The organism is Streptomyces sp. NPDC038213 (assembly GCF_055600495.1).
The window spans coordinates 26,127-42,276 of sequence record NZ_JBVJYM010000033.1; the positions used below are offsets into that span (position 1 = coordinate 26,127).

A 16,150-nucleotide genomic window follows, 5' to 3' on the forward strand; every position below is an offset into this window, starting at 1 on the left:
CCGGGGCGGTCGGCCGTACCGGCTGCGGTGGGCGCGGGGTGGCGGGTCGGCGCGCGGACGCCGTGGTGGGCGGGCACGGTCAGCCCGCGTCTTTGAGGAGGGACAGGCCGTGGGGCTCCGGGTCCCCGGCGGGGGCCCGGGCCGCGCGGCGCATGATCTCCCCGACCAGGCGCAGGCTCGGCAGGGCCGGGACCTCGGCGGGCGGACCGGCGGCCGCGGCGGAGGTGCGGCGGGTCTCGGCCCGCGCGACGGCCGCGGTCGCCCGGTCCCAGGGGGTTCCGGCCGCCGCGGCCTCCTCCGCTTCCAGAGCCGCGTACGCCTCCGCGTAGGGGGAGGTGGACAGGAGCGGGGCCGGGGCCGGGTCGGCGGGCGGGACCGCGGCCGCGGCCGCCGGGGCGGGCGGCCCGGGAGGCGGCCCCTCGTCCAGGCCCAGCCCGAACACCCCCTGCTGCATCAGCATCCGCACCAGCGCGGTGGCCGCCCCCTGGGCGGCGGAGGCCGTGTACGCGGTGGAAGCGGCCGCAGCTGCGGACAGCACCGCCCCGGCCGCGGGCCCGGAAGGCGCCTGCGCCGCACCGGCACCGTGCCGGGAGCCGTGGGAACCCGCCGGGCCGGACGCCGCCGCGCGGCCCGGTCCGGCCGCAGGGAGCGGGTGCGCCGTACCGGCGGGGGAGTACGCCGGCCGTCGCGGGTCCGCGCTCCGGTCCGGGCCGGTTGCCCGGGGTGGGCGGGCCGTGTCGGCGGGGGTGGGCGTCAGCCGGTGCGGGTGTGCCGGGGTGGTGGCCGGGGGACGGGTCGGCCGCTGCGGGGGTGCCGTGGCTGCCGCGTGGGCCGGAGGGGCCGTACGGGGCGGGAGCGCCGTGGCGTTCGCGGAGTCCGCAGCGGTCGCCCCGCGGGGCGCGGGCGGGTCGGACGGGGAGCGCGGGGTGTCCTGGGCGTCCGTGTGCAGAGTGTCGGGCAGGTGTGCCGTGTCAGCCATGTCAGCCTCCCTTGCCGGGATCGGTGAAAGCCGTACGTCCGGCCGGGCGGCCGGGGTCAGCGCAGGGCCGCACCCCCGTACCGGCCTACCGCCCGGAGCAGTTCGCCCCGGGACAGCGCCGCGGTCATCAGCTCCAGGTCCTCGGACAGCGTCCGGTCCGCGCCCGGCGGCACCAGCGAGCGCACCGCCTCGTACGCCGCCCGGCCCGCCGGGCCCAGCTCCTCGTACCGCCGCGAGACGTCCACCACCCGGGCCGCCGCGAGGAACTCCACCGCCAGGACGCGGTTGTTGTTCTCCAGCACCCGGCGGGCCCCGCGGGCCGCGACCAGCCCCGGACCGGCGAGGTCGGGACCGTCCCCGCCCGCCGCCGGCACGCTCTGGGTGCTGGCCGGGCCGATCGTGCGGTTCTCCGCGACCAGGGCCGCCACCGGGCCCCGCACCCCCGCGAAGCCGTGGCCGCCCGGCTCCAGCAGCCGGTGCACGTGGCGTTCGGCCAGCGCCCCCAGCTGCACCAGCGCGACCGCCGTGAAGTCCAGCGCGAACGCCACCGGCTGGCCGTGCCCGTTCGCCCCGTGGAAGACCAGCCGGTCCTCGAAGTACAGCGGGTCGTCCCCGGCCGAGTTGAGCTCCGTCTCCAGGGTCCCCACCGCCTGGTACAGGGTGTGCCGGACGGCCCCCAGCACCTGCGGCACCGCCCGCAGCGAAGCCGCCCGCTGCACCTCCGGGGCCGGGTCCCGCAGCGGGTCCTGCACCGCCTGCCCGAAGGCCGCCGCCGCCCCCGCACCGCCGCGCAGCAGCGCCCGCAGGTTGGCCGCCGAGTCGATCTGCCCCAGGTGCGGGCGGGCCAGGTCGTGCCCCGCCGCCAGGAAGGGCCCGGTCGTGCCGCCCACCGCCTCCGTCGCCAGCGCCGCGGCGATCTCGGCCTGCCGGACCTGGTCCAGGGCCCGGCCCACCACCAGCGCGCCCAGCCCCGTCATCCCCGCCGTGCCCCCGAGCAGCGCCCGGCCCTCGCCGACGCCCAGCCGCAGCGGCTCCACACCCAGTCCGGCCAGCACCTTCGCCGTCTCGACCCGCCTGCCGTCCCGCAGCACGAGCCCCTCGCCGATCAGGGTGGCCGCGATGTGCGCGAGCGGTACGACGTCCCCGGCGGCTCCGAGCGAGCCGATCTCCGGGACGGCCGGGGTGATCCCGTGGTTGAGGTAGCGGGCCAGCCGGGCCAGGACCTCCGGACGCACCCCCGAGTACCCCTTGGCCAGCGAGTTGAGGCGGGCGGTCACCACGGCCCGCACCTCGTCCTCGCCCAGCAGCGGACCCATCCCCGCGCTGTGGCTGCGCACCAGCGCCGCCTGCTCCCCGGACGCGCCGGGCGGGACCGCGCCGACCAGGTCGAGCAGGATCTGCCGGCTCCGGGCGGCCCGGGACACCACGCCGTCGGTGAGCGCCACCCGGGCGCCCTCCTCGGCGACGGCGCGCACCGCTTCGAGGGTCAGGTTCTCGCCGTCGACGACGACGGCCGCGATCCCCGTCTCGAAAACTGACAACGTCCCCACTCCCTGCGTCGCTGTCCCCGCGCCGCTGTCCCCGCGCCGGGCCGGACTGCCGCCGGAACAGACATTCTGGAAGCGGCACCCGGAAGGCCGCGTCTCCTCCCGTGCGCAGCTGACCGGCCCCGCGCAGCGCCCCGCGGCCCCGCGAAACGGACTCCGGCGCCCGGCGAATCGGACTCCGCCGCGGCCCCCGGCCGCCGCCGGACCTGCCTGAATGCGGTCCGCGCGGCAGCCCGCCGGGACACTTGGGCAGGTTGCGGTGCCGCCGCCGGGACTTCGTCCCTTGGATGGATCCGGGACATCCGAACTCCGAGAGGATCCGCCGGACATGGCCGGGGAGCTCGTCCACACCAGGGACCGGAAGACGGCACCGGCCGCCTCCCCGCGGCCGAGCGCCTCCCCGCGGCCGTCCTCCGCCCCGGCCGCCCCGGCCCCGTCCGGCGCGCCCCCGCCCGACGCCCGCCGCTGGCGGACCCTGTGGCTGCTGCTCCTGGGCCCCTTCCTGTCCGTCTTCGACGCCTTCTGCATCAACCTCTCCGCGGCCGCCATCGACCGCGACCTCGGCCTGTCCGCCTTCGAGTTCCAGGCCGTGGCCGCCGGGTACGGCCTGGTGTACGGGCTGTGCCTGATCACCGGCGGCCGGATCGGCGACCTCGCCGGCCGCCGCCGCGCCTACCGGGCCGGCCTGCTGCTCTTCGGCGCCACCTCGCTGGCCTGCGGGCTCGCCGGGTCCGCCGCCGCCCTGATCGCCGCCCGGCTCGCCCAGGGCGCGGCCGCGGCCGTGATGCTGCCGCAGGTCCTCGCCCTGATCCGGATCCGCTTCCCCGAGCAGGACCGCCCCAAGGCGCTGGCCTGGTACGGGGTCGCCATGAGCCTGGGCATGGTCTCCGGCCAGCTGCTGGGCGGCGCCGTGCCCGCCTGGGACCTGTGGGGTTCGGGCTGGCGGCCCGTCTTCCTCCTCGGGGCCCCGCTGTGCCTGGCCGCGTACCTGCTGACCGGGCGGGCGGTGCCCGCGGACCGGCCGGACGGGGCGGTGCGCGACCTCGACGGCACGGGCGTGGCCCTCAGCGCCCTCGGCTTCACGCTGCTGCTGCTCCCGCTGGCCGCCGTACGCGAGCTGCCGCTGCTGCCGACCTCCGCGGCCCTGTTCGCGGCCGGGCTGCTGACCACCGGGGTCTTCGCGGTGCAGCAGGCCGTCCGGGACCGCAGGGGGCGCACGGCCCTGCTGCCGGTGCGGCTGTTCCGGGTACGGGCCTTCGTCCTGGGCGTCCTGCTCAACTTCGCCCTGTACCTGGCCACCCTGCCCTTCTTCCTGCTGCTGGGCCTCTACCTCCAGGACGGGGCCGGGCTCGGCCCGGCCGCGGCCGGGGCGGCCTTCACGCCGGTCGCCGTGGGCATCGCGGCCGGCGCCCGGCTCGGCCTCGGGCTGCGGGCCCGCTTCGGACCGGGCACCCTGGTCGCAGCGGGCCTGTGCACCACGGCGGGCCTGGCCGGGGCGCTGTGGTGCGTCGCCTCCCTGGAGGGCGGCGCGGTGCTGGCACCGCTGCTGCTGTGCCTGGTCGTCTTCGGCTTCGGCAACGGCACGACCGTGCCGCTGGTCGCGGGCATCGTGCTGGACCGGGTGCCCGTCGCCCACGCGGGCGCCGGGGCCGGGGTGTTCACCGCCGCGCAGCAGCTCGGCGCCGCGGCCGGGGTGGCCGTCAGCGGGCTCTTCCTCTACCCCGCCGTGGACGGCGGCCCGCTGCACTACGTGCCCGCCCTGTGGGTGTCCGTCGCGGCCGCGGCCGCGACCCTCGGGTGCGCGGGCCTGCTCGTGGCCGCCGTACGCGCCGAGGACCGCGCCGCCCGTGCCGCCGACCGGCGGTCCGCAACCGACCCCCTCCCGTGAGGAGTCACCATGCCGAACCCCTCAGCGCAGCAGGCGCGTCCGCAGGCGCGCCCCCACTCGGCCGCGGTGGTGCGGCTGCGCGGGCAGCTCGGCGGGCTGGAGCGGGACGCGCGGTCCGGGGCCTGGGCGCCCACCGCGCTGGAGCGGCGGATCTCCCTCCTGCTCGCCACCGCGGCGGCGGGCGGCGGGCTGCCGGGCGCCGACGCGGTGCGCGAGGCGCTGTGGGAGGGGCACCTGACCCTCGTCCAGCAGAACGGCGGACGCTTCGCGGCCCTGCTCGCCGACCTGGTGGCGGTCCTGGAGGAGCTGGCGGGCGCCGCGGCCGGCCCGGCGGGGGAGGGCTGCTCGGCGCGGGCCGGCTACGAGGCCGCGCTGGACGCCTGCGCCTTCGTCTCCGCGGCGGCCGAAGACCATGCCGCGCGCTGAGCTGGCGCAGGCTGTGCTCGGCGGTTCCGGCGCGGCCGGCTCAAGGCCGGGGGCAGGGCCGCGGCTGCCCCGGTTGCTGCGGTTCTCGGGCGGGTACGGGCCGCCCGGCCTGCCCTCCGCCGGAACGGCGCAGGTGTGGCTGGCCGACGCGGCCCGGGAGCCGGGGGCGGTGGAGGAGCTGGCCCGGCGGGTCCTCGACGAGCCCGAGCGGGCCCGGGCGCGGATGCTGCGCCGGGCGGCCGACCGGCGCTGCTACCTGACCGCGCACGTGGCCCTGCGGGTGCTGGTGGGCGCGCACCTGGGGCAGGCCCCGGAGCGGGTCCGCTTCCGCCGGGAGCCCTGCCCCTGCTGCGGGGAGCCGCACGGCCGCCCCGCCCCGGCCGATCCGGGTACGGGCCTGCACTTCTCGCTGTCGCACAGCGGGGACCTCGCGCTGCTCGCGTTCGCCACCACCCCGGTGGGGGCCGACGTCCAGGCGACGGGCTCCGCCGAGGCGGCCGAGGAGGTCTGCGGGGTCCTGCACCCGCGCGAGGAGGCGGAGCTCGCCGCCTGCCCCGCACCGGAGCGCCCGCAGGCCTTCGCGCGGGCCTGGGTGCGCAAGGAGGCCTACCTGAAGGGGCTGGGGACCGGGCTGGCCCGCAACCCCGCCTTCGACTACCTCGGCACGGGCCCGGCCGCCCCGGCGGGACCGCGCGGCTGGTCGGTCGTGGACGTGTCCGTCCCGGCGGGCTACGCGGCCGCGGTGGCCGTCCGGCTGCCGCGCTGAGGCGGGCGTACAGCAGCCCGTACGGCCGCCCGTACAGCCGTGTGTACGGCCGCATTTAAGGCCGCGCGTACGGCGAAGGGGGCCGGCCCCGGAACTCCCGGGGCCGGCCCCCTTCCCGTACGCGCGGCGCTGCGGGTGTCGGGCGGTCAGTACGCGGAGTCGCCGGTGGTCGTGCGGCCCGAGCCGATGTCGGCGAGGGCGCTGAGCACCATCGGGGGGTGCTCGGTGAGCCGCTGGAGCAGGTGCAGCCACCAGTTGGTGCCGTACGTCGCGTAGATGCGGCAGGGCCGGCCCGCGTCCCGGTGGTGGCGCAGCAGCTCGGGCTGGACCCCGTACAGCATCTCGATGTCGCCGACGCGGGAGAGCAGTCCGCTGTCCTCGGCGGCGGCGAGGACCACCGGGTCCTGGGTGGCGAGGCTGAGCCGGACCCCGCGGTCGACCAGCAGGGCGGCCAGGCCCAGGTAGCGGTCGTCGAGGGCCGGGCCGCGGCCGAGCGCCAGGTGCTCCGGCTCGGGGAAGGCGCCCTTGACCAGGCGGATCCGGCGGCCGGGGCGGGCCACGGCGAGGACGTCGCGCTCGGTGCGGTGCAGGTGCGCCTGGAGGGTCAGGCCGAGGTTGGGGAAGCGGTCCGCGAGCTCGGCGTGGACGGAGAGCGCGCCGTCCACGGCGGGGGAGCGGTCCATGCCGAGGACGACCTCGCTGCCGCGCCCGGCCGCGGCGGCCGCGATCCGGGCGGTGTTCGCGACCGCGAGCGGGCGCGAGACCGCGAGGCCCACGTGCGAGAGGTCGAAGCCGAGCCGGTCGGGCGCGGACTCGTGGGCGAGCAGGGCCAGGTACTCCCGGACGGTCCGCTCGGCCTGAGCGGGGCCGTCGGCGTCCTGGTCGCCCGCGGTGAACTCGGCCGTGATCCGGTAGCCCTTGGCGCGCAGGGCGCCGATCTCCGCGAGGAACCCGGTGCGGTCGGGCGCGAGCACGTAGCGGCGGGCCGCGGGGGACAGGACGTCGTGCAGCGCCGAGCCGGGCGCGCCGAAGGCGGCCCGGCAGCGCACGTCCGAGGCCAGCTTGCGCAGCCCCTCGGCGGCGGCTTCCAGGAGGGCCCGGTGGGAGGGCGCCTCGCCGGTCTCCTTGGCAAGAAAGTGTGGCAATTGCTTGCCAAGTCTAAAATCCCTGCTCAAGTCCGTTCCTGCCATGCCTGTCCACCCCCTGAGCGGAGCGTGCTAGCCGATTTGGAGCGGGTGTATTGCCAAGCTTGGGCAACATGTTGTCACAATACCGGGACGGCTGCAACGCACGCGGCGGCGGGCGCCCGGTCCTGGGACCGGGCGCCCGCCGCCGCATGTACCGCCCGGGCCGCGGAACGGGCCCTCAGGCCTCGCTGCGCGCCTTTCCGCGGGCCTTCATCAGGCACTCCGCCGCCAGCCGCCAGATCTCCGCGGCCAGGTCTATGTTCGAGGTCTCCTGGGCCTTCACGGCCAGCCGCTGGAGCCCCGCCAGGCCCTCGTCCTCCTCGCCCGACAGGATCTGCAGCTGGCTCTCCAGCACCTCCAGGCGCACCTGCGTCTGGAAGGGCAGGCGCAGCTCGGAGCGGGCCAGCCGGTCCAGCAGGGCCCGGGAGTCGTGCAGCCGGCCCTCGTGGAAGGCCAGCCGGGCCCGCAGGGCCGTCAGGGCCTGCTCCAGCGCGGGCGTACGGGCGAACGGCAGCCCGGCCTCGGCGGCCTCGATGCACCGCTGCGCCGCGTCCGGCTCCGGCGGGAACTTCTGCAGGTGCAGCTCGGCCATGGCCACCCGCAGCCGCAGCCACAGGGTGAGGTTCTCCCGGCTGTCGAAGCCCTCCAGGGCCCGCTGCAGCACCTCCTGCGCGGCGGCGAACTCGCCCTGGCGCACCAGCAGCGCGCCCGCGGTCCACAGGGACTCGGCCCACATCGCGTCCGTACGGCCCTCGACCAGCCGGGTCAGCTCGTCCGTGTGCCGGCGGGCGTCGGGCAGCCGGCCGGCCTCGGCCTCCACCGAGACCAGCACCAGCAGGGCGCCCGCCGTGTCGTGCGTCGACAGGCCGCCGTCCGCCGCGAGCCGGTGCGCCGTCGTCGCGGCGTCCACGGCGGGCAGGATCTCGCCCGAGTTGCGCAGGGAGCGGGCGAGCTGGGTCAGGGCGCGGCAGCGCAGCTCCGCCAGCCCGATCTCCTCGCTGACCCGGGCCAGTTCGTCGAGGTAGCCGCGCTCGGCCTCCTGCTCGCCGTGCCGCCGCTTCCACTGGGCCAGCAGCCACAGGGCCTGCCAGCGCAGCATCGGGTCCTGGCCGTGCGAGGACTCCAGCGCCTGCGCCAGCAGCTCGCTGGTCTCGTCCGAGTCGAGGGAGGTGGCCAGGGACAGGCTCTGCGCCAGCGACGTGGCCTTCGACTCCTCGAACTCGGCCGGGCTGATCCCGAGCCGGCCGGCCAGGTGCGCCACGGCGCGGTCCGTCGGCTGGCGGGCGCCCGACTCCAGGCGCGACAGGTAGCCGGTCGACATTCCGTCGCCGGCGAGGGCGGCCTGCGAAAGGCCCCGCTCGGTCCTCAGCTGCTTCAGCCGACGACCGAAAGATGGCTGCTCCAGCACGTGTCTGCCCCAACGGTGGATTGGACTGCGAAGGTTCCGGGCACCGTCTTGCCGCTGCCGTGTCACATGATTCGCTTCTGTTATGCCAGATCGTATCCGCGAACCGTGCAGGTTAGCAAGGAAAACGGCAAGGTGGGCCGGGATGACTCGACCAAAGGTGTAGCGATTCTAGGCAAGTCCGGCTGCGTCCAACGTTGGCAAGTCGTTGCCAAGTTGGCCTGATTGTCGTACGCTGCTTGGCAACACGAGGTCCACATGCCTCCGCGCACCGTCGCACCTCGTCGTTCACCGCCGTACCGCCGAGACCCCTCTGTTCGCCGACGATGCCCACAGGAGTGGCGTAAATGACCCGTGACCGCTCTGCCGTCATCGCCGTCACCGGCACGCCGGCACACCGCCCCGCGAGCCCGGCCGACGAGGCCGCGGACATCCGGGAGTTCATGCTCAGGTCCTGGGAGGAACTGCTCGGCTGCTCGAACCTCACCGAGCACTCCGACTTCTTCGCCCGCGGCGGGGACTCCCTGCTGATGACCCGGCTCGTGCGCCGGATCGCCAAGGAGTACGGGATCACCGTGCCCCTCCACGACATGTCCCGGCGCAACCTGGGCGACCAGGTCGACCTGGTGCACGGCCTGCGCGCCCGGGCCCGGGCGCGGGGCGGTGTGCGCAGCGTGCGGGAGTTCCTCACCGGGGAGTGGGCCGAGCTGCTCGGCGGTCCGGGCCGGCTGACGGACCGCTCCGACTTCTTCGCCCTGGGCGGGGACTCGCTGCTGATGACCCGTCTGGTGCGGCGCATCGGGCGGGAGTTCGGCGCCACCGTGCCCGTGCACGACATGCTCGCCGTACCCACCCTCGGCGGCCAGGTGAAGCTCGTGAGCGGCTTCCTGACGGCCGCCCCGCGGCTGACGAAGACCCTCCGGGGGCGTGCGGCCTGACCCGCCCCCCGCCCCCCGCCCGCCGACTCTTGCCCGAAGGCCCCGTCCTGCCTCCAGGACGGGGCCTTCGGCGTCCCGCCGCCCCCGCTGTCCTCCCCGGCCGCCTCCCGGGGCTTCTCGCCGGGCTCCTCTCCGGGTACCCCGCCGCACCCTCGGCCGCAGCCCCGGCGCACCCCCTCTGACCTGCGCCTTTGGCCAGCACTTTTCCGCTCCACCCTGGCAAGTTGCCAAAGTCTGGCAAGTGTTTGCCAAGAGGGCCCGGGCTTCGCTAGCGTCCTCACTGCCGGAATAGAGAGAACGACCGAGGAGCCGACATGACAACCGCCCTCCAGGCCCGCACGTCCGTGGTCACCGCCTCCGACGACCCGATCCAGTGGCCCTGATCCCATGACCTGGCTCCAGTGCACCGCGGTCCGCCCCCAGGCGGCCCAGCGTCTGATCTGTTTCCCGCACGCGGGCGGAGTGGCAGCCTTCTTCGCCCGCTGGGCCGACGGATTCCCCGACGCCGAGGTGCACGCCGTGCGCTACCCCGGACGCGCCGAGCGCGCCTCCGAGCCCTGCGCCACCGATCTGTGCGAGCTGGCCCGCCGGATCGCGGAGGCCGTCCGCCCCCTGGCGGACCGCCCCCTCGCCCTCTTCGGGCACAGCATGGGAGCCTGGACCGCCTTCGAGACGGCCCGGCTGCTGGAACGGGACGGAGTCGCCGTCGGCCACCTCTTCGCCTCGGCGGCCCCCGCCCCGCAGACGCGCACCGAGCCCGACCCGGACACCGGCGGCCTCGACGAGTCGGAGTTCGCCGCCACCCTGGCCCACCTGGGCGGCACCGCCGCGGAACTCCTGGCCGAACCCGTCCTGCTCAAGCTCGTCTTCCCGTACGTCAACGCGGACTTCCGGATGGCCGGCCGCTACGTCTACCGGCCCGGACCCCCGCTGAACTGCCCCATCACCACCCTCGTCGGAGCCGACGACCCGGTGGTCGGGGCCGAGGCCGCAGACGGCTGGGCCGAGCTGACCCGGGGCACGTACCGCGCCCACACCGTCAAGGGCGACCACTTCTACCTGACCGCACAGCCGCCCTTCGAGCTGGTGCAGGAGCTCCTGCCCCGCCCCTGAGGGCCCGAGCGGGCTCGGGGAGACCACTCAGCCCACCGCCGAAAGGACCCTCGCGCACATGCCGCACATCGGGATCGACAACGACCTGCCCGGCATCAGCGGCCTCCTGGCCCAGCGCTCGGACACCGCGGAGCCCCTCAACGGCCTCGCGAACGCCCTGCTGCACGCCCCGTCCTCCCTGAGCCCCGGCGAGCGCGAGCTGATCGCGGCCTACGTCTCCCACCTCAACGCCACCACCTTCTGCGCCGCCTCGCACAGCGCCTTCGCGGCCGCCCAGCTCGACGGCGGCGAGGAGTTCGTGGCCTCGGTGCTCGCCGATCCCGAGGGCGCGCCGGTGGGCCCGAGGATGCGGGCGCTGCTGCGGATCGCCGCCGAGGTCCAGGCGGCCGCCCGCCCGGTCGCCGACGAGAGCGTGGCCGCCGCGCGCGCCGCGGGCGCCGACGACACCGACCTGCACGACACGGTCCTGATCGCGGCCGCCTTCTGCATGTACAACCGGTACGTCAACTGCCTCGCGACCGAACTCCCCGCGGACCCCGGCCACTACGCCCGGGCCGCGCAGCGCGTCGCGGCGCACGGGTACGGCCACGGCCGCGCCCGCCACCTGGCCGCGGCCGGCTAGGCGGCCGGCGATGGGCAACCGGACCCGCTGGACCGCGGCGGACGCCCCGGACCAGCACGGCCGTACCGCCGTGGTCACCGGGGCCAGCTCCGGGCTCGGACTCGAACTGGCCCGGGCCCTCGCCCAGCGCGGGGCCCACGTCGTGCTCGCCGTCCGCGACGAGATCAAGGCGGCGGTGGCCGCGGCCCGGATCAGGGCCGCCGTCCCGGAGGCCGGGCTGACCGTACAGCGCCTGGACCTCGCGGACCTGGCCTCCGTGCGATCCGCGGCCAAGGAGCTGGGCGACCGCTTCCCCCGCATCGACCTGCTGGTCAACAACGCCGGGGTGATGTGGACCCCGGAGGCCCGCAGCGCCGACGGGCACGAGCTGCAGTTCGCCACCAACCACCTGGGCCACTTCGCCCTGACCGGGCTGCTCCTGGACCGGCTGGTGCAGACCCCCGGCTCCCGGGTGGTGACCGTCAGCAGCTACCTGCACCGCTTCGGGCACCTCGGCGGCGGACCCGCCTCGCCCGGCGCGGCCGGCGGCGGCCGCTACAACCGCTACACCGCCTACAACCGCTCCAAGCTCGCCAACCTCATGTTCGCCCTCGAACTCCAGTACCGCCTGGAGGAGTCGGGGCACCGGACCCTCTCCCTGGCCGCCCACCCCGGCCTCGCCGACACCGGCCTCGGCCGGGAGCTGCCGGCCGCCGTGCGCTCGCTGGGGCCGCTGCTCGGGCCGCTGTTCCTCCAGACCCCCGCCATGGGCATGCTGCCCGCCCTGCGCGCCGCCACCGATCCGGGGGTGCGCGGCGGCGAGTACCACGGCCCGGTCGGCATCACGGAGACCCGCGGCTACCCGGGGCCGGTGCGGCCCGCCCGGCCGGCCCTCGACCCGGGCGACCGGGCGCGGCTGTGGACGGAGTCGGAGCGCCTGACCGGCGTGCACTACGCGTTCTGAAGCAAGGGGATACGACTGCGGGCCGTCCTTCCGGACGGCCCGCAGTCGTAGGTCCGGCGGGGGACTCAGGTGACGATCTCCATCTGGGCCATCATCCCGGCCACGTTGTGCTCCTGCATGTGGCAGTGGTACGGGTAGCGGCCCGCGAAGCCCTTGAAGGTGGCCTGGATGCGGACGGTCTCGCCGGGGCGGACCAGCACCGTGTCCTTGAGGGCGTGCTCGCCGGGCAGCGGCGGCTTCCCGTCCCGGTCCAGCACCCGGAACTGCACCATGTGCAGGTGGAAGGTGTGGTCGATGCCGCCGAACTCGGAGTCGTAGGAGTCGGCGTTGTACAGCTCCCAGATCTCCGTGGAGCCCTCCGGGATGACCGCGTCCACCCGGTTCGCGTCCCATTCCAGGTCGTTGATCGCGTACGCCAGCTTGGAGGGCGCCACCGCGAGCTTGAACTTGCGGGTCCGCACCGGGCTGCCCAGCCGCGGCAGGGGGCGCAGCCGGCTCGGGACGCGGCTGCCGTCGGGCACCGGGCCGCCGGTGACGTCGAAGCGCATCACGGGGCCGTGCGGCTCGGCCAGCACCAGCCGGGTGCCGGCGGCGTGCCGGGAGAAGTCGACGACGACCTCGACCCGCTCGGCCGGGGCGATCAGCAGCTCGGTGCGGCGCAGCGGCTCGGGCAGCAGTCCGCCGTCGGAGCCGATCTGGACCATCTCCTCGCCGCCGAGGTCCAGCTTGAAGATGCGGTGGACGGAGCCGTTCAGGAAGCGGAGGCGGTACTTGCGACGCTTCACCGGGAAGTACGGCACGGGCTTGCCGTTGGCGAGGAGGGTGGAGCGGGCCTCCGGGGCCGAGGGGTCCAGGATCAGGGCGCCGGCCTCGTCGAAGTGCGCGTCCCGGATCACGATCGGGATGTCGTACGCCCCCGTGGGAAGCCCGAGCGCGTATTCGTCGGGGCCGCCCAGCAGGTAGAAGCCGGCGGCGCCGCGGTAGACGTGCTCGGCCTCCATGTGGTGGGTGTGGTCGTGGTACCAGAGGGTCGAGCCCGGCTGGTCGTTCGGGTAGACGTAGGTGCGGCTGGCGCCCGGGGCGATCAGGTCGGTCGGGTAGCCGTCGCTGCTCGGGGGGACGTGCGCGCCGTGCAGGTGGACGTTGGCGCCGATGCCGAGCTTGTTGGTGAAGGTCACCTTGGCCGTACGGCCGGAGCGGGCGCGGATGGTGGGGGCGACGAATCCGCCGTTGTAGGTGATCCCCGGGGTGCGCAGGCCGGGCAGCACGTCCAGGTCGGCGGCCCTGATGTCCAGCCGGAAGTGGTCGGCGTCGGGGGTGCGCCGGAAGGGCGAGAGCACCGGGGGGACCGGCATCCGCACGGAGAAGGGGGTGGCTGCGGCCACCGTGCTCATTCTCGCGTTCTTCGCGAGGGCGTGGTGGCCGAGACGATTCGGGGCGTGGTGGGCCGTCGCGGCCGGTTCGCGGCCGGCTATCAGGGCGGTCGCGCCACCCGCCACGGCCGCGCCCGCGCCTATGGCCAGCAGGCGTCGTCTGTCCAGCATCTGTTCCCCAATCAGTGCGTGCGCATGGTCAGGGGCTGCCGTCCCGCGGCCGCCCGGCCGAGCATGTCAGCGCAGAACTGTCCGGTCCTCTTCGAAATTGCTCGATCGGGGAACCGAATCGGTACCTGGTGCGACGGAGGTGGCCGCACCAGGGCGTGCGCACGGGGAACAGGGGCTCAGTCGGGCACGGAACCGCAGGTCATATTGGTGATCGAGCCGGTCAGGGCGCCCGCTGCCGGGGAGGCGAGGAACACCGCGACCGCGGTCGCCTCGGCGAGGGTGGGCGTCCGCCCGATCATGGTCCGGTCCGCCAGCACCTGGGCGTGGCCGTCGGGGTCCAGCCCCTCGGTGGCCTCGACCGGGGAGTCGAAGACGTTGGTGTGCCAGTCCACCGCCCAGGCCTCCGGGAGCCCTTCGGAGCGCAGTCCGAGCACCCGTACGCCGTGGACGCCCACCTCGGCGGCCAGGTTGCGGGTGAGGGTCTCCACGGCGGCCTCCGCCACCGAGGTGCCGCCCATCAGCGGGCCGACCATCTTGGCCGGCGGGGAGGTGAAGGAGAGCACCACCCCGGAGCCCTGCTCGGCCATCAGCCGGGCGGCCGCCCGCATGGTGTGGAAGTTGGCGAGTACGGCGGTCTCGACGGGGCGGACGAAGTCGGCGGCCTCGATATCGATGAGGGGCACCCCGTGGACGTCCCCGTGGGAGACCAGGTTGAAGGACACGTCGATGCCGCCGGTACGGGCCGCGACGGACCGCAGGTGCTTGTCGACCGCCTGCTCGTCCAGGACGTCGACCACGTCGGCCCCGGCGGAGCCGCCGGCGGCGGTGACGGCGGCGGCGACCGCCTCGACCGTCTCGCGGGTCCGGCCGACGATCCGTACGTGGGCGCCCTCGCGGGCGAACGCCAGGGCCATGGCGCTGCCGATGGCCCCGCCCGCCCCGTAGATCACGGCGGTCTTGTTCTCAAGCTGCATGTTTCCTCCAGCGCCCGCGCACCGGCGGTCGTCACGAATTGGGGGGACATAAGGGCTTGAGGTGCTGAACGTCAGTGAATGGCAGTTGAGATTGGAGATATTGACCGTTCAGCCCCATATTTCACGGTTTCACGCTTCTCAATGTGCCCAGCGCCCGCAGGGCCGCGCATCTCCCGTGATGCTGTGCCCCAAGGGTCACGGCGGGCCGTGGGGGTCCGAAGCGGGGGCAGCTGAGCAATCGCAGAGATGTGCGGGCGGCCGCAGTGACCGAATCATGGGGGCATGGATGATTTGCTGGCCGGCCCGGCCGACATCGGCAGGCACTACGACGAGCGTGCGCCCATCAGCGACGAACTCCGCGACGGCCAGCTGCACATGTGGTACTGGTACGACCGCGAGGACCCGGCCACCCTGCCCGAGGCCGTCCACCGCATCACCCGCAAGGTCACCGACACCCTCGGGCTGCGCCCCGGCGAGCGGCTCCTCGACGCCGGCTGCGGCCCCGGCGAGACCGCCGTGTACGTGGCCGGGCAGTTCGGCGCCGAGGTCACCGGGGTCACCGTCAGCGAGTACGAACTCGGCGTGGCCCGCGCCCGGGCCGCGGCCGCCGGCCTCGCCGACCGCGTGGAGTTCGCGTACGGCGACTACATGGGACTGCCCTTCGCCGACGGCGCCTTCGACGCCGTACTGGCCCTGGAGTCCCTCCAGAACGCCCCGGACCTCGGACAGGTGCTCCGCGAGCTGTACCGGGTGCTGCGCCCCGGCGGCCGGATCTCCTTCTCCGACTTCAGCCTGGAGTCCGACCGGGACCCCAAGCGGGTCGAGACCTTCATGACCACCCTCAAGCTGCCCGTGCTGCCCACCCTCGCCGAATGGCTCGGGCACGTGCGCGCGGCCGGCTTCGAGGTCGAGGAGTACACCCAGTGCGGCGCGCGCGTGTTCGGAATGAAGGGGAAGTACCTGGAAACGGCCATGGGCATGCGGGACGAAGTCGCAGGAAAGTTCGGAGAGGAACAGGTGACTGAATTCTCCCGGCTGCACCGCGGATTCTTCGCGCCCCGCAAGGACCAGATCGGCTATGTCGTGGTGTCGGCGAGAAAGCCCCGCGGCTAGCCGGTCGTCCCTGTCGGCCCCGGCGCGCAGCGCGCCGGGGCCGACAGCCATGCCATCGAGCAATCTCGAAGAAGACAGCACCGGCTCCGGGGTGCCAGCCTGGTGGAGATGCTCGCGGAGTGCGGAATTCCGCCTTTCTGTCGCGGGTGTACGGATTCCTCATGTGAACGTAAGGAGAGTCTTCATGGCTCAGTTCGGCATTTTCCTCTACTCCCCGGCCCCCGCGGACCCCAACGACTACAGCCCCGAGGAGCACGAGGCCAACGAGCGCTTCGGCGCCCGCCTGACGGAGCTCGGCGGCGAGATCGTCACCGCCCAGGCCTGCCTGGCGAGCACCGAGGCCCGCACGGTCCGCGACGGCGCCGTCACCCCGGGCACCTTCCTCGACGCCAAGGAGGTCGTCGGGGGCTTCTTCGTCCTGGAGGCCAAGGACATCGAGACCGCCCTGGAGATCGCCAAGGCCGTCCCGCACAAGCCCGGCGGCGGCGTGGAGGTGCGCCCGCTGTTCGCCGAGGAGGCCGCGTGAGCTGACCCGGCGCAGCCGGCCGCACCCGGCCGGTGCCGGCCGGCTGCCGGGGGCGGCGGCGCTCCTCCCGGGGGCCCGGGTCCCAGGACTTCCGGAAGTTCCCGGTAGTTCCCTGGATCCGCGGATTCCGCACGGGAGGAGATGCCGCCCCCGGGGCGGCGCGTCAGCATCGCCGACGT

At 75.1% G+C, this 16,150-nt stretch carries 15 protein-coding genes; 9 read left to right on the plus strand and 6 right to left on the minus strand.

Annotated elements, in window-relative coordinates:
• Positions 1–79 precede the first annotated feature (79 nt).
• Together ACZ7JZ_RS30725 and cmdF are read right to left on the minus strand one after the other, a co-directional pair.
• Positions 80–979: a hypothetical protein gene (locus tag ACZ7JZ_RS30725; protein WP_470945091.1), complete on the minus strand. Its 900-nt coding sequence runs from the start codon at positions 977–979 to the stop codon at positions 80–82.
• 56 nt (positions 980–1,035) lie between these two features.
• Positions 1,036–2,520, minus strand: a complete 1,485-nt coding sequence (gene cmdF / locus ACZ7JZ_RS30730) for a tyrosine 2,3-aminomutase (RefSeq protein ID WP_470945092.1) — start codon at positions 2,518–2,520, stop codon at positions 1,036–1,038.
• Between the two features lie 334 nt (positions 2,521–2,854).
• On the opposite strand from cmdF, the gene ACZ7JZ_RS30735 reads away from it, so the two are divergent.
• The 3 genes from ACZ7JZ_RS30735 to ACZ7JZ_RS30745 are packed head-to-tail and all read left to right on the plus strand — an operon-like array spanning position 2,855 to position 5,606.
• The gene (locus ACZ7JZ_RS30735) at positions 2,855–4,414 is read left to right on the plus strand and encodes an MFS transporter (RefSeq protein WP_470945093.1); all 1,560 of its coding nucleotides are present in this window, start codon (positions 2,855–2,857) and stop codon (positions 4,412–4,414) included.
• 9 nt (positions 4,415–4,423) lie between these two features.
• Positions 4,424–4,840: a hypothetical protein gene (locus ACZ7JZ_RS30740; protein WP_470945094.1), complete on the plus strand. Its 417-nt coding sequence runs from the start codon at positions 4,424–4,426 to the stop codon at positions 4,838–4,840.
• Positions 4,827–5,606 carry a 4'-phosphopantetheinyl transferase family protein gene (locus ACZ7JZ_RS30745; protein WP_470945095.1) on the plus strand — a complete coding sequence of 260 codons (780 nt, stop codon included), beginning with the start codon at positions 4,827–4,829 and terminating at the stop codon, positions 5,604–5,606. The genes ACZ7JZ_RS30740 and ACZ7JZ_RS30745 overlap by 14 nt, the downstream gene beginning before the upstream one ends.
• A 146-nt stretch (positions 5,607–5,752) precedes the next feature.
• Here ACZ7JZ_RS30745 and ACZ7JZ_RS30750 read toward each other — a convergent pair whose 3' ends face one another.
• Both ACZ7JZ_RS30750 and ACZ7JZ_RS30755 read right to left on the minus strand, forming a co-directional pair.
• Positions 5,753–6,751 carry a proline dehydrogenase family protein gene (locus ACZ7JZ_RS30750; protein WP_470945097.1) on the minus strand — a complete coding sequence of 333 codons (999 nt, stop codon included), beginning with the start codon at positions 6,749–6,751 and terminating at the stop codon, positions 5,753–5,755.
• A gap of 220 nt (positions 6,752–6,971) precedes the next feature.
• A complete protein-coding gene (locus ACZ7JZ_RS30755; RefSeq protein WP_470945098.1) occupies positions 6,972–8,201 on the minus strand; it encodes a helix-turn-helix domain-containing protein in 1,230 nt (409 codons plus the stop codon).
• A 344-nt stretch (positions 8,202–8,545) separates the two neighbouring features.
• Between ACZ7JZ_RS30755 and ACZ7JZ_RS30760 the strand changes: the two genes are divergently transcribed.
• The 4 genes from ACZ7JZ_RS30760 (at position 8,546) to ACZ7JZ_RS30775 (ending at position 11,814) form a co-directional block, all read left to right on the plus strand.
• Positions 8,546–9,136, plus strand: a complete 591-nt coding sequence (locus ACZ7JZ_RS30760) for a phosphopantetheine-binding protein (protein ID WP_470945100.1) — start codon at positions 8,546–8,548, stop codon at positions 9,134–9,136.
• 387 nt (positions 9,137–9,523) lie between these two features.
• Positions 9,524–10,249, plus strand: coding sequence for a thioesterase II family protein (locus ACZ7JZ_RS30765; RefSeq protein ID WP_470945103.1), 726 nt, complete (start codon positions 9,524–9,526; stop codon positions 10,247–10,249).
• Between the two features lie 58 nt (positions 10,250–10,307).
• Positions 10,308–10,871 (plus strand): carboxymuconolactone decarboxylase family protein, encoded by a 564-nt coding sequence (locus tag ACZ7JZ_RS30770; RefSeq protein ID WP_470945105.1) that lies wholly within the window; start codon positions 10,308–10,310, stop codon positions 10,869–10,871.
• Between the two features lie 10 nt (positions 10,872–10,881).
• The gene (locus ACZ7JZ_RS30775) at positions 10,882–11,814 is read left to right on the plus strand and encodes an oxidoreductase (protein WP_470945108.1); all 933 of its coding nucleotides are present in this window, start codon (positions 10,882–10,884) and stop codon (positions 11,812–11,814) included.
• A 65-nt stretch (positions 11,815–11,879) separates the two neighbouring features.
• Here the strand turns inward: ACZ7JZ_RS30775 and ACZ7JZ_RS30780 are convergent, their stop codons facing one another.
• Complete coding sequence (locus ACZ7JZ_RS30780) at positions 11,880–13,358, minus strand: multicopper oxidase family protein (RefSeq protein ID WP_470945111.1); 1,479 nt, start codon at positions 13,356–13,358, stop codon at positions 11,880–11,882.
• Between the two features lie 176 nt (positions 13,359–13,534).
• Positions 13,535–14,332, minus strand: a complete 798-nt coding sequence (locus tag ACZ7JZ_RS30785; RefSeq protein ID WP_470945113.1) for an SDR family NAD(P)-dependent oxidoreductase — start codon at positions 14,330–14,332, stop codon at positions 13,535–13,537.
• A gap of 282 nt (positions 14,333–14,614) precedes the next feature.
• Between ACZ7JZ_RS30785 and ACZ7JZ_RS30790 the strand changes: the two genes are divergently transcribed.
• Positions 14,615–15,445 carry an SAM-dependent methyltransferase gene (locus ACZ7JZ_RS30790; RefSeq protein WP_470945114.1) on the plus strand — a complete coding sequence of 277 codons (831 nt, stop codon included), beginning with the start codon at positions 14,615–14,617 and terminating at the stop codon, positions 15,443–15,445.
• Between the two features lie 184 nt (positions 15,446–15,629).
• The gene (locus ACZ7JZ_RS30795; RefSeq protein ID WP_470945115.1) at positions 15,630–15,971 is read left to right on the plus strand and encodes a YciI family protein; all 342 of its coding nucleotides are present in this window, start codon (positions 15,630–15,632) and stop codon (positions 15,969–15,971) included.
• The last annotated feature ends 179 nt before the right edge of the window (positions 15,972–16,150 follow it).